The 18,359-nt window shown below is 72.7% G+C and carries 1 protein-coding gene and 1 pseudogene; both read left to right on the top strand.

Annotation, left to right across the window (positions count from 1 at the left end; genetic code table 11):
- Nucleotides 1–76: 76 nt before the first annotated feature.
- Nucleotides 77–5,545, top strand: a pseudogene (locus OHT76_RS06205) (SDR family NAD(P)-dependent oxidoreductase); the annotation flags it as partial.
- 57 nt (nt 5,546–5,602) lie between these two features.
- Nucleotides 5,603–18,352 (top strand): SDR family NAD(P)-dependent oxidoreductase, encoded by a 12,750-nt coding sequence (locus OHT76_RS06200; RefSeq protein ID WP_328869735.1) that lies wholly within the window; start codon nt 5,603–5,605, stop codon nt 18,350–18,352.
- Nucleotides 18,353–18,359: the final 7 nt, after the last annotated feature.

The raw sequence follows: 18,359 nt of genomic DNA, 5'->3' as shown, positions 1-18,359 counted from the left end.
CCCCCCCAGCACCGTGGAGATGTCGACGATGGCGCAGAACGAAGCGAAGCTCCTCGAATACCTCAAGCGGGTCACCGCCGACCTGCGCCAGGCCCAGAACCGCCTGGCCGCCGCGGAGGACAAGGACCGCGAGCCGATCGCCATCGTCGGCATGGCCTGCCGCTACCCCGGAGACATCGGTTCACCCGAGGACCTGTGGCGGCTCGTCACCGAAGGCGGCGACGCCATCACCGAGCTCCCCGGCAACCGCGACTGGGACCTGGAGAACCTCTACGACCCCGATCCCGACCGGCACGGCAAGACCTACGTCCGTGAGGGCGGCTTCCTCCATGACGCCGACCGGTTCGACGCCGGGCTCTTCGGGATCTCGCCGCGCGAGGCGCTGGCCATGGACCCGCAGCAGCGGATCCTGCTGGAGGTCGTCTGGGAGGCCTTCGAACGGGCCGGTCTCCCCGCCACCTCCCTGCGCGGTACCGCCACCGGGGTTTTCGTCGGCTGCAACCCGCTCGACTACCGATCCGGCATCCACGCGGTCCCCGAGGGCTTCGAGGGCCACCTCGTCACCGGGAGCGCCAGCAGCATCGTCTCCGGCCGTATCGCCTACACCTTCGGCCTCGAAGGCCCCGCCGTCACCCTGGACACCGCCTGCTCCTCCTCGCTGACCGCCCTCCACCTCGCCACGCAGTCGCTGCGCCGCGAGGAGTGCGGCCTCGCGGTCGCCGCGGGCACCGCCATCATGGCCACGTCCGACGAGTTCACCGGCTGGAGCCGACAGCGCGGACTCGCGACAGACGGCCGCTGCAAGGCCTTCGCCGCCGACGCCAACGGCATGGGGCTCGCCGAGGGCGTCGGCGTCCTCGTCCTCGAACGGCTCTCCGACGCCCGCCGCAACGGCCACCGGGTGCTCGCGGTCGTCCGCGGTGCGGCGGTCAACCAGGACGGCGCCTCCAACGGTCTGACCGCCCCCAGCGGCCCCGCCCAGCAGCGCGTCATCCGGCAGGCACTCCTCAACTGCCGCCTCAACCCGTCCGACGTGGACGCCGTCGAGGCCCACGGCACCGGCACCCCGCTCGGCGACCCCATCGAGGCACGGGCCCTGCTGGCCACCTACGGCCAGGGCCGAGCGGCGGACCGGCCGCTGTGGCTGGGGTCGATCAAGTCCAACATCGGCCACGCCCAGGCGGCCGCCGGTATGGCGGGCGTCATCAAGATGGTCATGGCGATGCGGGAGGGCGTACTGCCCCGCACGCTGCATGTGGATGAGCCCACCCCGCACGTCGACTGGTCCGCCGGGAACATCGCCCTTCTCACCGAGCCGACCCCATGGCCCGAGACGGGCCGCCCGCGCCGCTGCGCCGTCTCCGCGTTCGGCATCAGCGGAACGAACGTGCATCTGGTGCTGGAGGAGGCGCCCGAGGCGGAGGAAACGGAGGAGCCTCCGATTCCGGTGAGTGGCGTGGTGCCGTGGGTGTTGTCGGCGGCTACTGCTGAGGCGTTGGTGGCGCAGGCGGGGCGGTTGTCCGAGGTCGCCGACGTGCTTGAACCGGTGGATGTGGGCTGGTCGTTGGCGGCCGGGCGGGCAGGGCTGGCGCATCGTGCGGTGGTCTGGGGGAGGAGCACGGAGGAGCTACGGGCGGGGCTGGCTTCCGTCGAGTCCTCCGGTGCGGTGGCCGATGGCCGTCTTGCGGTGCTGTTCACGGGGCAGGGCTCCCAGCGGGCTCGGATGGGTGCGGAGTTGGCGGCCGAATTCCCGGTGTTCGCACGGGAGTTGGAGGAGGTGTGCGCCGCCTTCGAGGGGCTTCTCCCGGGGTCGCTGACGGAGGCGCTGTCGGTCGACGAGGCGCTGCTGGACCGCACGGTATTCGCGCAGGCGGGCTTGTTCGCCGTAGAGGTGGCTCTCTACCGGCTGGCCGAGTCCTGGGGTGTTCGCCCGGACTTCGTGATGGGTCATTCGGTGGGGGAGTTGGTCGCCGCGTATGTGGCTGGGGTGTTCTCGCTGGAGGACGCCTGTCGTCTGGTGGCGGCCCGTGGCGGGTTGATGCAGGCGCTGCCCGCCGGTGGCGCGATGCTCGCCGTGCAGGCCGGTGTGACCGAGATCGAGACCGTGCTCGCCTCCGTCGGCGGTGCCGTGGATGTGGCTGCCGTCAACGGACCGACCTCAGTGGTCGTTTCGGGGGCCGAGGGCGATGTCGAGGTGGTGCGGGAACGCTTCGGGCTGGCGGGGGTCAAGTGCCGTCGGCTGTCGGTCTCCCACGCGTTCCATTCCTCGCTGATGGAGCCGATGCTGGGGGAGTTCGAGCGGGTCGCCGCGGATATCTCGTACGGCGAGCCGCGGATACCGGTGATGTCGAACCTGTCGGGCCGGGTGGCGGGCGCGGAGATACGCACCGCCGACTACTGGGTGCGGCAGGTGCGGGATGCCGTGCGCTTCGCCGACGGGATCGGTCGTCTGGCCGAGGCCGGAGCGACCAAGTTCCTTGAGCTGGGTCCGGATGCGACGCTGACCGCGATGGGCGCCGAGTGCGCGGAGGGCCTGTTCGTCCCGGCGACGCGTCGTGGCCACGACGAGGTGGAGACGTTCACCACCGCCGTCTCCCGTCTGTGGGCGAGCGGCGTCGACGTCGACTGGGCCGCGCTCTTCGACGGCCGCAATCCGCGCCGCGTCGACCTGCCCACGTACGCCTTCCAACGCGAGCGCTACTGGCTCCAGGTCGACGGCGGCTCCGCAGAGCCTGCCGGGCTCGGTCTGGGCGGGGCCGACCATCCGCTGCTAGGCGCCGCCGTGAGTCTCGCCGCCGACGGGGGAGTGGTCCTGACCGGCCGGCTCTCGCTGCGGACGCATCCCTGGCTCGCGGACCACGCCGTCGCGGGCACGGTTCTCTTCCCCGGCACCGGCTTCGTGGAGTTGGCGATCCGGGCCGGCGACGAGGTCGGGTGCGGAGGCGTACGGGAGTTGACGCTTCTGGCGCCGCTGGTCCTTCCCGAGCAGGGCGGTGTGCAGGTTCAGGTCGTGGTCGGCGCCGCCGACGAGGACGGACATCGCCCCCTCGCCGTCTACTCCCGTCCCGAAGAGTCGGCTGCTCCCTGGATCCCGTATGCGGAAGGCATCCTGACCGACGCCCCGGCCCCGGCTCCCGCTGAGCTGTCGGTGTGGCCGCCCGTCGGCGCCGTGCCGGTGAATGTGTCCGGCTTCTACGTCGAGGCCGAGGCCGCCGGTTACGGCTACGGCCCCGCCTTCCAGGGCATGACCGCCGCCTGGCGGCGGGGCGACGAGGTCTTCGCCGAGATCGCGCTTCCCGAAGCCATTCGCGCGGAGGCAGACGCCTACGGCCTGCACCCCGCCCTCCTCGACGCGGCCCTGCACCCGCTCGGCGTCCTCGCCGACGCCGAGACCCACACCATCCGGCTCCCCTTCGCCTGGCAGGACGTCACCCTGCACGCCGCCGGAGCCGGCCAGGTCCGGGTCGCGCTCACCCCCGGCGGCACGTCCCCCACGGTCACCGTCACCGACCCGACCGGCCGCCCGGTACTCACCGCCGCCTCCCTCACCCTGCGCCCGCTGAGCACCGAACAGCTCCCGGCCGCCCCCGTCCACGGCGACCGCCTCTTCCGCCTCGACTGGCGGGACTTGGACGTCACCGCCCCCGAGACCGTCCACGACGAGGCCTGGGCCACCGTCGGTCCCGACCCACTGGCACTCGCCGCGGGCCTCCAATACGCCGGTACGACCGTCTCCGCCTACGACGATCTGGCCGCCCTCACCGCCGTACTCGACGCGGGCGTTCCCGCGCCCCCCGTTGTGCTGCTCTCCTGCGCCTCCCCCGGCGCCCCGGCGGCGCACGACCCCGGGACCGCGCACGACGCCGTCCAGCGCACCCTCGCCACCCTGCGGGAATGGCTCGCCGAGCCCCGACTGGCCGAGACCCGGCTGGTCGTCGTCACCGCCGGCGCCGTCGCCACCCGTGCCGACGAGGACGTCACCGACCTCGCGCATGCCCCGCTGTGGGGGCTCGTACGCACCGCCCAGACCGAGCATCCCGACCGTTTCCTGCTCGTGGACGCCGCCGCTTCCGCCGACCCTGAACTGTTGGCGGAGGCCGTACGAGCCGCCCTCGCCGCGGGTGAGCCGCAGGCCGCGCTGCGCGGGGAGCGGGTTCTCGTGCCGCGGCTCGCCCGTCGGCCCCCGACCCGTGCCGGGGACTCCGCCTGGCGCAAGGACGGCACCGTGCTCATCACCGGCGGCACGGGCACCCTCGGCACCCTCGTCGCCCGCCACCTCGCCGGGGAGCACGGTGTCCGCCGGCTCCTGCTCACCAGCCGCTCCAACTCGGCCCGTGCGGAGGCACTCGTGGCCGACCTCGCCCGGCTCGGCGCCGACGCCGAGGTGTTCGCCTGCGATGTCGCCGACCCCGGTGCGCTGACCGCCCTGCTCGACAAGATCCCCGCGGAGCACCCGCTGACCGCGGTCGTCCACGCCGCCGGAGTCGTCGACGACGCCGTCCTGTCCGCCCTCACCCCCGAACAGGTGGAGGCCGTACTGCGCCCCAAGCTGGACGCCGCCCTCACCCTGCACACCCTCACCCGCGAACTGGACCTCTCGGCCTTCGTCCTCTTCTCCTCCACCGCGAGCGTCTTCGGCGGCCCCGGCCAGGCCAACTACGCCGCCGCGAACGCCTTCCTGGACGCCCTCGCCCACCACCGCCGCGCCCACGGGCTGCCCGCCACCTCCGTCGCCTGGGGCCTGTGGGGCGACACCAGCGCCATGACCGGCCGACTCGACCGGACCGACCTGGACCGCATCACCCGCTCCGGACTGGCCCCGCTCTCCTCCCCGGTGGCCCTCTCCCTCCTGGACACGGCGGGCACCAGCGACGACGCCCTGCTCGTCGCCGTCGAGATCACCATGCCCACCCTCCGACGGAACGCCCAGGCAGGCCTGGTGCCACCCCTCCTCGACGCCATCGTCCCCACTCCGGCACGGCGCGCCTCCGCCCGGACCGCCGACAGCGGCGGCCCCACCCTCGCCGAGCAACTCGCGGGCAAGGACGCGAAGGAACGCCAGGCCGTCCTCCAGGAGCTGGTACGCCGCCACGTGACCGAGGTGCTGGCACACGGCAGCTCCGTCGCCCTCGACGCCGACCGCGACTTCGCCGACCTCGGCTTCGACTCGCTCACCGCCGTCGAACTCCGCAACCGGCTCAGCGGTGTGACGGGACTGCGGCTGCCCACCAGCCTCGTCTTCGACTACCCCAGTCCCCGGGCGCTCGCGGCCCACCTGGAGAGCCGAATCGCACCCGAGGAAACCGGGCGAGCCCTGGGCGAACTGGAGCGGCTGGAAGCGGCACTCGCCGCCGCACCGCCGACCGCCAAGGGCCGCTCCGCGCTGCTCAAGCGGCTCCAGTCCCTGGTCTGGCGCCTGGAAACGGCCGGAGAAGGGGACAGCGCCGAACCGGCCGATACCCCGCAGGAGGCCTCCGCCTCACTCGACACCGCCTCCGACGACGAGATGTTCGCCCTGATCAACAGGGAACTCGGCATCGGCTGACCGCCGAACACCCTGCACCCCTCCCGCCGCCCACACCTCTCCTGGAGACGAAGGCAGATGTCCGGCAACGAAGCCAAGCTCCGCGAGTACCTCAAGTTGGTCACCGCCGACCTCCAGGAGACCCGTCAGCGCCTCCAGCGGACCGAGGCCAAGAGCCGTGAGCCGATCGCGATCGTCGGCATTGGCTGCCGCTTCCCCGGCGGCGTCTCCTCGGCCGACGATCTGTGGCGGCTGGTCGCGGACGGGGGCGACGGCATCACCCCCTTCCCGGTCAACCGGGGCTGGGACGAGGACCTGTACGACCCCGACCCGGACGCGTACGGCAAGAGCTATGTCGTCGAGGGCGGCTTCCTGCACGACGCCGACCAGTTCGACGCCGAGTTCTTCGGCATCTCACCGCGCGAGGCCCTGGCCATGGACCCCCAGCAGCGGCTCCTCCTGGAAACGGGCTGGGAGGCGTTCGAACACGCAGGCCTGGCCCCCGGCTCACTGCGCGGCAGCCGTACGGGCGTCTTCGTCGGTGCCTCCAGCTTCGGCTACCTCACCGACATGCTGAACGTCCCGGAGCAGGTCAGCGGCTTCTCCCTGACCGGCAACGCCACCAGCGTGCTCACCGGCCGCCTCGCCTACACGCTGGGTCTGGAGGGCCCCGCGGTCACCGTCGATACGGCCTGCTCGTCATCGTTGGTCGCCCTGCATCTGGCGGTGCAGTCGCTGCGGAACGGTGAGTGCGACCTCGCCCTCGCGGGCGGTGTCACCGTCATGCCGAGCCCCGGTGTCTTCGTGGAGTTCAGCCGGCAGCGCGGGCTCTCGGCGGACGGCCGTTGCAAGCCGTTCGCGGCGGCGGCCGACGGCACCGGCTGGTCCGAGGGCATCGGCGTCCTCGCGGTGGAGCGCCTCTCGGACGCCCGCGCCAAGGGCCATCGCGTCCTCGCCGTCGTACGTGGTTCCGCCGTCAACCAGGACGGCGCCTCCAACGGCCTCACCGCACCCAACGGCCCGTCCCAACAGCGCGTCATCCAGCAGGCGTTGAACAACGCCCGCCTCTCGCCCACCGAGGTGGACGTGGTGGAAGCGCATGGCACGGGTACGACGCTGGGCGACCCGATCGAGGCGCAGGCACTGCTCGCCACCTACGGTCAGGACCGGGAGGCGGGCCGGCCGTTGTGGTTGGGGTCGGTGAAGTCGAACATCGGTCATACCCAGGCCGCGGCGGGCGTCGCGGGTGTGATCAAGATGGTGATGGCCCTGCGGGCGGGTGTGCTGCCGCGCACCTTGCATGTGGATGAGCCGACCCCGCATGTCGACTGGGCGACTGGGGGTGTCTCCCTCCTCACCGAGTCCCGGAACTGGGAAGTCCAAGGGGAGAACGGGGTGCGGCGGGCGGCTGTTTCCTCGTTTGGGATCTCCGGGACGAATGCGCATGTGGTCTTGGAGGGGGGCGCCGAGTCGGGGCCGGTGGTGGTTTCCGGTCCTGGAGGGTTGTCGGGGTCGCCGGTGGTGCCGTGGTTGGTGTCCGGTCGCAACGCCGGGGCGTTGGGTGCGCAGGCGGGGCGGCTGGCGGGTGTGGTGGCTCATCCGGTTGATGTGGGGTGGGAGCTGGTTTCGGGGCGTACGGCTCTGGAGCATCGGGCTGTGGTCTGGGGCCGGGAGACGGCTGAGCTGACGGCGGGGTTGGAGGCCTTGGCGGCTGGTGCTGTTGCGGGTCACGTGGTCTCGGGTACTGCTGTGGGCTCCGGTGCGCCGGTGTTTGTGTTTCCGGGGCAGGGGGCGCAGTGGTTGGGGATGGGGCGGGGGCTGTTGGAGTCCTCGCCGGTCTTCGCCGCCCGGATCGCTGAATGCGAGGCCGTACTCGGTCCGTTTGTGGACTGGTCGCTGACCGAGGTGCTGACGGCTGATGACGATGCGTGGATGCAGCGGGTGGATGTGGTCCAGCCGGTGCTGTGGGCGGTGATGGTGTCGCTGGCGGCCGTCTGGGAGTCGCTGGGCATTGAACCGGCTGCCGTGATCGGTCACTCGCAGGGTGAGATCGCCGCCGCGGCCGTGGTCGGTGCGTTGAGCCTGGAGGACGCGGCTCGAGTGGTGGCGCTGCGGTCCGCCGCTGTGCGGGACGAACTCGCCGGTCGTGGCGGGATGTTGTCGCTGGCGACCGGTGGCGAGCAGGCATCGGCCTGGGTGGAGTCGTACGGCGATCGTGTGTCGGTCGCCGTCTACAACGGGCCCGATGCCACGGTCATTGCCGGTGATCCGCAGGCGCTGGATGAGATCGCCGGGGTGGCGGAGGCCGCAGGTGTGCGGGCCCGTCGGGTGCCGGTGGATTACGCCTCGCACTCGGCACAAGTGGAAGACATTCGGGAGCGGTTGCTGGATGTCCTGGCGCCCGTGGCACCGCAGGTGTCCCGTGTCCCGCTCATATCCACTGTTACTGGTGGGGTGTTGGACACGGCGACGATGGGCGCTTCGTACTGGTACGAGGGCCTGCGGCAGCCGGTCCGCTTCACCGACGCGATCCAGGAAGCGCTCGCCCAAGGTCACACCCGTCTTGTCGAGGTCAGTGCGCATCCGGTGCTGACGGCAGGGGTCCAGGCCATCGCGGAGGCGGCGGAGAAGCCGGTCACCGTCGTCGGAACACTCCGCCGGGATGAGGACGAGAACGCCCGCTTCATCGCGAGCGCCGCCGAACTGTGGGTCCACGGCACGGATATCGACTGGGCCGCTGTCTACGCGGGGCGCGCTGTGCAGCGCGTCGACCTGCCCACGTATGCCTTCCAGCGCGAGCGCTTCTGGCTGCAGGCATCCAGCGCCACGGGCGATCCCGCTGACCTGGGTCTCGGCGCCGCGGACCACCCCCTCCTCGGCGCCGCCGTAAGCCTCGCCGCAGACGGGGGACTGGCCCTCACCGGCCGGCTCTCGCTGCGGACGCATCCCTGGCTCGCCGACCACGCCGTCGCGGGCACCGTCCTCTTCCCCGGCACCGGCTTCGTCGAGCTGGCCATCCGGGCCGGCGACGAGGTCGGCTGCGGCCACCTCACCGAACTCACCCTCCAGGCCCCCCTCGTCCTCCCCGAGCACGGCGCCGTCCAGCTCCAGGTCGTCCTCACCGCCCCCGACGCCACCGGCAGCAGGGCCGTGACGATCCACGCACGCCCCGACGACACCGGAATCGAGGCACCGTGGACCACACATGCCGTGGGCACGGTGTCACCCGAGGCCGCACAGGTCCCGGCCGGGGAGCTCGCCGTCTGGCCCCCACAGGGAGCCGAAGCCGTCGACGTCTCCGACTTCTACGCCGAGGCCGAGGCGGCCGGATACGGCTACGGCCCCGCCTTCCGCGGTCTGCGCGCGGCCTGGCGGCTCGGTGACGCGGTCTACGCCGAACTGGAGTTGCCGGAGGAACAGCACGCGGACGCCGCGCGTTTCGGCATTCACCCGGCATTGCTCGACTCGGCGCTCCACGCGATCGGGCTCGGCCGCTTCGGCGCCGACGCGCTGCGGCTGCCGTTCGCCTGGTCCGATGTGGCGCTGGCGGCTGTCGGCGCCGCGGCGGCCCGAGTGCGCGTGTCCCCGGTCGGCCCGGACGCCGTGACGATCGACGTCGCCGACGCGGTGGGCCGACCCGTGGCCCGCGTGGGCTCCCTGGAGCTGCGGCCCGTCCGCCCTGAGCAGATCACGGCGGCCATGGATCAGCGCAACGACGCCCTCTTCGCGCTCCGTTGGGCCTCCGTCCCGGCACCGGTGCCCGACACCAAGGCCTCTTGGGCGGTCATCGGGGACGACACCCTCGGTCTGGCCGCCGCCGCGCAGGTCGCCGGGGTGGCCGTCGACTCGTACTCGGACCTCTGTGGGCTACGGGCCGTGTTGGACGCCGGGGTCCCGGCGCCGGGCACCGTTCTGTGGGTGCCGCCCGCTCCCTCCGGCGCGGGCCAGGCCAGGGACGCGGAGACGGTGACGGCCGCGCTGCTCGCCCTTCTCCAGGAATGGCTGGCCGACGAGGCGGTGGCGGACTCGCGGCTCGCCGTGGTCACCCGAGGCGCTGTGGCCACCCGGGCGGACGAGGACATCACGGATCTGGCGTCGGCCGCTCTCTGGGGTCTCGTCCGTACCGCGCAGACCGAGGCCCCCGGCCGGTTCCTGCTGATCGACCTCGACCCCGCCGAGCGGGCCGTCGACGAGATCACCGACGTCGTCGCCGCCGCGCTCGCCGCGGACGAGTCGCAGGTCGCGGTCCGCTCCGGGGAGGTTCTGGCGCCCCGGCTGGCCCCGGCCGACACGGGCGGTGCGCTGGTGCCCCCGGCCGGGGTGTGGGCCTGGCGGCTGGACACGGCCGCCTCCGGAACCCTGGAGGGCCTGCGGCTGCTGCCCGCCCCACAGGCGGTGGCCGAGCTCGCGCCCGGAGAGATCCGGATCGGGGTCCGCGCCACGGGTGTCAACTTCCGGGACGTGCTGATCGGCCTGGGCATGGTCCCCGGCCAGACCGTGATGGGCAGCGAGTGCGCGGGCGTTGTGCTGGAGGTGGGCGCGGAGGTCACCCGTTTCGCCCCTGGTGACCGCGTCGTCGGCATCGTCGACGGCTGCTTCGGCCCGCTGGCCGTTGCCGACGCGCGGATGGTGGCTCCGGTGCCCGAGGACTGGTCGTACGAGCAGGCCGCGTCCGTGCCGGTGGCTTATCTGACCGCGTATTACGGGCTGGTGGACCTCGGGGGCCTGGAGCCGGGGCAGACCGTTCTCGTCCATGCGGGCGCGGGTGGTGTGGGGATCGCCGCGATTCAGCTCGCGCGGCACTTCGGCGCGACTGTCCTCGCCACCGCCGGCCCCGGCAAGTGGGATGTGCTGCGGGGCCTTGGCCTGACGGACGACCAGATCGCCTCCTCCCGCGACCTCGACTTTCGGGAGAAGTTCCTCGCCACTACGGGCGGAGCGGGGGTGGATGTCGTACTGAACTCGCTTGCCCGCGAGTTCGTCGACGCGTCCTTCGAACTCCTGCCGCGTGGCGGCCGGTTCCTGGAAATGGGGAAGACCGACAAACGTGACCCCGAACAGGTGGCGCGCGACCACGCGGGCGTCGGTTACCAGGCGTACGACCTGAAGGAAGCCGGAGCCGAGCGCTGCGGCGAACTGCTGGCCGAGGTGCTTGACCTGTTCGAGCGGGGCGCGCTGCGGCACATGCCGATCACGACATGGGACGTCCGGCGCGGCCCCGAGGCGTTCCGGCACATGAGCCAGGCGAAGCACACCGGCAAGGTCGTCCTCACCATGCCTCCCGCGCTCGATCCGGACGGCACGGTCCTCATCACCGGCGGCATCGGCACCCTCGGCTCGCTCCTCGCCCGCCACCTGGTCACCGGGTACGGCGTCCGGAACCTGCTCCTCACCAGCCGTAGGGGGCTGGAGGCACCAGGAGCGGCCGAACTCATAACTGCACTCGCGGAGTTGGGGGCAGAGGCCGAAGTGGTGGCCTGTGACGCCGCCGACCGGGAGCAGCTCGCCGCTCTGCTGGACGGGCGGCGCCTGACGGGTGTCGTCCACGCGGCAGGCGTCCTCGCAGACAGTGTGCTGACCTCCCTCACCCCGGACCAACTCGGCGCCGTCTGGCGGCCCAAGGTCGACGCGGCCGTCAACCTGCACGAGCTCACCCGCGACGCCGACCTCGGCATGTTCGTCCTCTACTCCTCCGCCTCCGGCGTCTTCGGCGCCCCGGGCCAGGCCAACTACGCTGCCGCCAACGTCTACTTGGACGCCCTCGCCCAGCACCGCCGCGCCCAGGGCCTGCCCGCCACCTCCCTGGCCTGGGGCCTGTGGGCACAGGCCAGCGCCATGACCGGACACCTCGCCGAGGGCGATATCGACCGGGTCGCGAGGAACGGCTTCGTGCCCCTCACCGACGAGACCGGCATCGCCCTCTTCGACGCCGCCATCGCCCGCGACGGCGCCCTCTTCGTCGCCGCTGAACTCGACACCGCCGCCCTGCGCGGCGCCGTCGCGGGCCGGCCCGTACCGCCGCTGCTCCGCGGCATCGTGCGCGCCAGCGCCCGCCGCACCGTCGAGACCGGCGAACGCACCGGTACCCTCGCCGGGCGGATCGCCGGACTGCCGCCCGCCGAGCGTGAGCGCTTCCTGCTCGACCTGGTCCGCTCCCATGTCGCCGCCGTCCTCGGCCACGCGGAGTCCGGCGCGGTCGACGCCGAACGGCCCTTCAAGGACCTCGGTTTCGACTCGCTCACCGCCGTCGAACTCCGCAACCGCGTCAACGCCGCGACCGGCCTCCGCCTCCCCGCCGCCCTCACCTTCGACCACCCCACCCCGGCCGCCGTGGCCCGGCTCGTCGCCGGGGAACTGTCCGGCGTACGGGGCGAGTCCGCCACCGCCGTCGCCCACGGCGGCTCGGCCGACGAGCCCATCGCGATCGTCGGCATGGCCTGCCGCTTCCCCGGCGGCGTCGGCTCGCCCGAGGAACTGTGGCGGCTCGTCGACGAGGGCCAGGACGCCGTCGGCACCTTCCCCGAGGACCGGGGCTGGGACATGGAGTCCCTCTACGACGCCGACCCCGACGCCCGCGGCAAGACCTATCTGCGCGGCGCCGGACTGATGGCCGACATCGCCGGATTCGACGCCGACTTCTTCGGAATCTCGCCGCGCGAGGCCCTCGCCATGGACCCGCAGCAGCGGCTCGCCCTGGAGGTCTCCTGGGAGGCCGTCGAACGGGCCCGCATCGACCCGGCCTCCCTGCGCCGCAGCCAGACCGGTGTCTTCGTCGGGGCGCTCAACTCGGAGTACCTCTCCCGGCTCACCGCGGTCCCCGACGACGTCGAGGGCTTCCTCGGCACCGGCAACATGCTCAGCGTCACCTCCGGCCGCATCGCCTACCAACTCGGTCTGGAGGGACCCGCGATCACCGTCGACACGGCCTGCTCCTCGTCACTCGTCGCCCTGCACATGGCCGTCCAGTCGCTGCGCAGCGGCGAGTGCGACCTCGCCCTCGCCGGCGGCGTGACCGTCGTCTGCACCCCGGCCGGGTTCGTGGAGATGAGCCGTCAGCGCGGCCTCTCCCCGGACGGCCGCTGCCGCGCCTTCTCCACCGACGCCGACGGCTTCGGCCCGGCGGAGGGCGTCGGCATGCTGCTGGTCGAGCGACTGTCGGACGCCCGCGCCAAGGGCCATCGCGTCCTCGCCGTCGTCCGGGGCTCCGCCGTCAACCAGGACGGTGCGTCCAACGGGCTGACCGCCCCGAACGGCCCGTCCCAGCAGCGCGTCATCCGGCAGGCGCTCGCCAATGCCGGTGTGTCGGCCGCTGAGGTGGATGCGGTGGAGGCGCATGGCACGGGGACGACCTTGGGTGATCCGATCGAGGCGGACGCTCTGCTGGCCACCTATGGGCAGGGGCGCGAGGCGGATCAGCCCCTCTGGCTGGGGTCGATCAAGTCCAACATCGGTCATACCCAGGCCGCGGCCGGTGTCGCGGGTGTCATCAAGATGGTCATGGCGATGCGGGAGGGCGTGCTGCCCCGCACCCTGCATGTGGATGAGCCCACCCCGCACGTGGACTGGACGGGCCAGGTCAAACTCCTTGCCGAGGAGCGGGAATGGCAGGCGAACGGCCATCCGCGCCGCGCCGGTGTGTCCTCCTTCGGAATCTCCGGCACGAACGCGCATGTCGTTTTGGAGGAGGCGCCTGTTGAGGCGGAGCCGGGGCCGGTCGTGGTCTCCGGCCCTGAGGGGCTGTCGGGGTCGCCCGTCCTGCCCTGGCCGCTCTCCGCCCGCGGCACCGCCGGACTCGCGGGCCGCGCCGCGTCCCTCGCCGGAACCCTCATGGACGCCGATCCCGTATCCGCCGGGTGGGCGCTCGCTTCGGTCCGCTCGCCGTGGGAGCAACGGGCTGTGGTCTGGGGGCGGGAGACGGCTGAGCTGACGGCGGGGCTGGAGGCCTTGGCGTCCGGTGGCGTAGCGGCGCATGTGGTTTCGGGGATTGCTTCGGGTTCTGGTGCGCCGGTGTTTGTGTTTCCGGGGCAGGGGTCGCAGTGGCTGGGGATGGGGCGGGGGCTGCTCAAATCCTCACCGGTGTTTGCCGCCCGGATCGCTGAGTGCGAGGCGGCGCTGGGCTCCTTCACCGACTGGTCACTGACCGAGGTGCTGCGCGGCGAGGACGATGCCTGGATGCAGCGGGTGGATGTGGTCCAGCCGGTGCTGTGGGCGGTGATGGTGTCGCTGGCGGCCGTCTGGGAGTCCTTCGGGGTCACACCGGTTGCGGTGATCGGTCACTCGCAGGGTGAGATCGCGGCTGCGGCGGTCGCCGGTGCCCTGAGCCTGGAGGACGCGGCTCGGGTGGTGGCGCTGCGGTCTGCCGCGATACGGGATGAACTCGCCGGTCGTGGTGGGATGTTGTCATTGGCGACCGGTGCCGAGCGAGCATCGGCCTGGGTGGAGCCGTATGGCGATCGGGTGTCCGTCGCCGTTTACAACGGGCCCGATGCCACGGTTGTCGCAGGTGATCCGCAGGCTCTGGACGAGATCGCCGGGTTGGCGGAGGCAGCCGACGTCCGTGCGCGGAGGGTCCCGGTGGATTACGCCTCGCACTCCACCCAGGTCGAGGACATCCGCGAGCGGTTGTTGGACGTGCTGGCTTCCGTGAAGCCGCGCCCATCCCGTATCCCGATCATCTCCACAGTGACGGGCGGGCTGTTGGACACGGCGACCATGGACGCCTCCTACTGGTACGAAGGCCTGCGCCGACCCGTCCGCTTCACCGAGGCGATCCAAGCAACGCTGGCCCAAGGCCACACCCGTGTCGTCGAGGTCAGCGCGCACCCGGTGCTCACCATGGGCGTGCAGTCCATCGCGGAAGCCGCCGAGCAGCCGGTGACAGTCGTCGGCACCCTCCGCCGCGACGAGGACGAGAACGCCCGCTTCATAGCGAGCGCAGCCGAACTCTGGGTCCACGGCACCGACATCGACTGGTCCGCCGTCTACTCCGGCCGCCCCATCAGCCGCGTCGACCTGCCCACGTATCCCTTCCAGCACCGGCGTTACTGGCTGGAGGAGCCCGCCGGAGCCCACGACGTCGGCGGCGCCGGGCTCGCCTCCGCCGACCACCCGCTGCTCGGCGCTGCCGTCAGCCTTGCTGCCGACGGCGGGGTCATGCTCACCGGGCGGCTCTCGCTGCGGACGCATCCCTGGCTCGCCGATCACACCGTCGCCGGAACCGTCCTCTTCCCGGGCACCGGCTTTGTCGAGCTGGCCATCCGGGCCGGGGACGAGGTCGGTTGCGGACACCTCGCCGAACTCACCCTCCAGGCACCCCTCGTCCTACCCGAGCAGGGCGCCGTACAGGTGCAGGTCGTCGTCGGTCCTCCGGACGAGCGCGGTCTGTGCGAACTGGCCGTCTACTCCCGACTCGAAGGCTCCGAGCACGATCAGCCGTGGCTGCGGCACGCCGAGGGCCTGTTGAGCGCGGAGTCCGTCGGACAGTCGTCGGACCTCACCGTCTGGCCGCCGCCCGGTGCCGAGCAGGTGGACGCGTCCGCGTTCTACCCGACGGCCGCAGCCGCTGGATACGGCTATGGGCCCGTCTTCCATGGCCTGCGTGCCGTATGGCGGCGTGGAGAGGAAGTCTTCGCCGAGGTCGCCCTGCCGGAGGCTGAGCATGCGGCGGCTGCCCGCTTCGGTGTCCATCCGGCGCTACTCGATGCCGCTCTGCACTCCATCGGCTTCGGTTCGTTCGGCGGCGATCCGGCCGCTCTGCGGCTGCCGTTCGCCTGGACCGGTGTGTCGTTGTTCGCGGGCGGTGCCGAGCGGCTCCGGGTCAGGATCGCCGCCGCCGGGGACGACGCGCTGACCGTTCAGGTCGCCGATGCGACCGGCGCCCCTGTCGCCGCCGTGGACTCGCTCGTCCTGCGGACCGTCTCCGCCGATCAACTCGCCGCCGCCGACGCGCCGGAGGCCGACTCCCTGTTCGTCCTCGACTGGATTCCGGTGCCCGTCCCGGCCGTCGTGCGGGCGGAGCGCTGGGCGGTGCTCGGTGATTCGGTCCCCGTGCCCGCCGGTGCGGCCTCCCACTCGGACCTCGAGGCGTTGATTGCGGCGGTGGACCCCGTGCCCGAGGTGGTCCTGTGGGCCCCGCCCGCCGCCGGTACCGGCTCCCCTGCCGACACGGCGCGGCGGGTCACCGAGGACGTCCTCGCCTTCGCCCAGGAGTGGCTCGCCGACGAGCGGCTGGCGGACTCCCGGCTGGTGATCGTGACCCGCGGTGCCGTCTCCACCGGCCGGGACACCGACCTCACCGACCTGGCCACCGCGCCCGCCTGGGGCCTGATCCGCTCCGCACAGTCGGAGCACCCGGACCGCTTCCTCCTGCTCGACCTGACCCCGGACGACGAGCCGGCCGCCGCCGCGGCACTCGCCGCCGCTCTGGAATCCGGCGAAACCCAGATCGCCGTACGCGCAGGCACCCCGCTGGCACCCCGTCTGGTGCGCCCCGGCGGCGGGGGAGCGCTGGTCCCGCCCGCGGGCGCCGCCTGGCGGCTGGACACGGCCGACTCCGGCACTCTGGAGGGGCTCGCCCTGCTGCCGTTCCCTGAGGCCACCGAGCCGCTCACCGCCGGACAGGTCCGGGTCTCCGTCCGTGCCGCGGGTGTCAACTTCCGTGACGTTCTCATCGGGCTCGGCATGGTCCCCGGCCAGACCGTCATGGGTAGCGAGGGCGCCGGAGTGGTCACCGAAGTCGGCCCCGGAGTCACCCGGTTCGCCCCCGGCGACCGTGTCCTCGGCCTCATGGGCGGCGCCCTCGGCCCCCTCGCCGTCACCGACGAGCGGGTTCTCGCCCCCGTGCCCGAGGGCTGGAGCTTCGAGCAGGCGGCGTCCGTCCCCGTGGCCTTCCTGACCGCGTACTACGGACTGGTCGACCTTGCCCGCGTTCAGCCGGGCGAGACAGTCCTCGTGCACGCGGGCGCGGGCGGCGTCGGCATGGCGGCGATCCAGCTCGCCCGGCACTTCGGCGCCACCGTGCTGGCCACCGCGAGCCCCGGCAAGTGGGACACCCTGCGGGACCTGGGCGTCGACGAGGAGCACCTCGCCTCCTCCCGCGACCTCGACTTCGCCGGCACCTTCAAGGCGGCCACCGACGGCTCCGGCGCCGACATCGTCCTCAACTCCCTCGCCCGCGAGTACATCGACGCCTCCCTCGACCTGCTGCCACGCGGCGGACGCTTCCTGGAACTCGGCAAGACCGACCGGCGCGACCCCGCCCAAGTCGCCGAGGACCACCCCGGTGTCTCCTACACGGCATACGACCTCGCCGACGCCGGAGCCGACCGCATCGGCGAGATGCTCACCGAGATCCTGCGGCTCTTCGCCACCGGCGCGCTCCGGCCGCTGCCCGTGACCGCCTGGGACGTGCGCCGGGCCCCGGAGGCGTTCCGCTTCATGAGCCGGGCGAGGCATGTCGGCAAGATCGTGCTCACCATGCCGCCCGTCCTCGACCCCGAGGGCACCGTCCTGATCACCGGCGGCACGGGCACCCTCGGCGCCCTCCTCGCCCGCCACCTGGTCACCCGCCATGGTGTACGGCACCTGCTGCTCGCCGGCCGACAGGGACCGGACGCCCCCGGCGCCGACGACCTCCTCGCCGAACTGACCGAGTTGGGCGCCGCCACCGAGATCGTCGCCTGCGACGTGGCCGACCGCGAGCAACTGGCCCGTACCCTCGCCGCCGTTCCCGCCGCGCATCCGCTCACCGGCGTCGTCCACGCCGCGGGTGCCCTGGCCGACGGAGTGCTCGCCGCGCACGGGCCGCAGACGCTGGCCCGGGTGTGGCGTCCCAAGGCCGAGGCGGTGATGCATCTGCATGAGCTGACCCGCGACCACGACCTTGCCCTCTTCGCCCTCTACTCCTCCGCCGCCGGAGTCGGCGGGGGCGCCGGACAGGCCAACTACGCCGCCGCCAACACCTTCCTGGACGCCCTCGCCCACCAGCGGCGCGCCCAGGGACTGCCCGCCCTCTCCCTCGTCTGGGGCCTGTGGGAGCAGGCCAGCGCCATGACCGGCCACCTCGACCGGGCCGCCGCCGAGCGGGCCCGCCAGGGCGGTCTGGTCAGGCCGATGGACAGCGACACCGGCCTCGCCCTCTTCGACGCGGCCCGGCGCCTGGACGAGACGCCGGCCGTACTGATCCGGCTCGACCTCCCCCTGATGCGCGCCCGCGCCCGCACCACCGCCGACGTCCGGCCGCTCTTCCGCGCACTGGTCAAGGTCACCGGGCGGGGCCGGGCCGCCGACGCCCGGCCGGGTGCGGACGGTGCCTCCCTCACCGCCGCCCTCGCGGGACTCAGCGCCCCCGAGCGCGAACACCGACTGCTGGACCTCGTCCGTACCCACGCGAGCGCGGTCCTCGGCCACACCGGTACCCAGGCCGTCGAGGCCCAACGGCCCTTCAAGGACCTCGGCTTCGACTCACTGACCGCTGTCGAACTGCGCAACCGGCTCGGCGCCGCCACCGGCGTCCGACTCGCCACCACCGTGGTCTTCGACCAGCCCACCCCACTCGCCCTCAGCAGACACCTCCTCGCCAAGATCGCGCCGGACAGCGATCCGGCGCCCACGGAGGCCGGGGACGCCGAACTCGGCCGCGCGCTGGCCGCCATCCCGCTCCACCGCCTCCGCGAGGCGGGCCTGGCCGACACCCTGCTGCGGCTCGCCCGGGCCGAAGCGGAACCCAACACCCCCGGCGACGACGACGGAACCACCGAAGCCATCGCGGACATGGAGGTCGACGACCTCGTCCGGATGGCCCTCGGGGATGCCGGCTCCGACTCCTGAGACGACA

The sequence above is a fragment of the Streptomyces sp. NBC_00287 genome, from assembly GCF_036173105.1.
Taxonomy (GTDB): Bacteria; Actinomycetota; Actinomycetes; order Streptomycetales; family Streptomycetaceae; genus Streptomyces.
Note: the sequence above shows the minus strand (reverse complement) of the source record. Positions and strands in the feature narration are given on the sequence as shown.

What these genes read in the sequence shown, in the direction of transcription:
- OHT76_RS06200 (WP_328869735.1), top strand. Translation starts at nt 5,603, where the DNA reads ATGTCCGGCAACGAAGCCAAGCTCCGCGAGTACCTCAAGTTGGTCACC.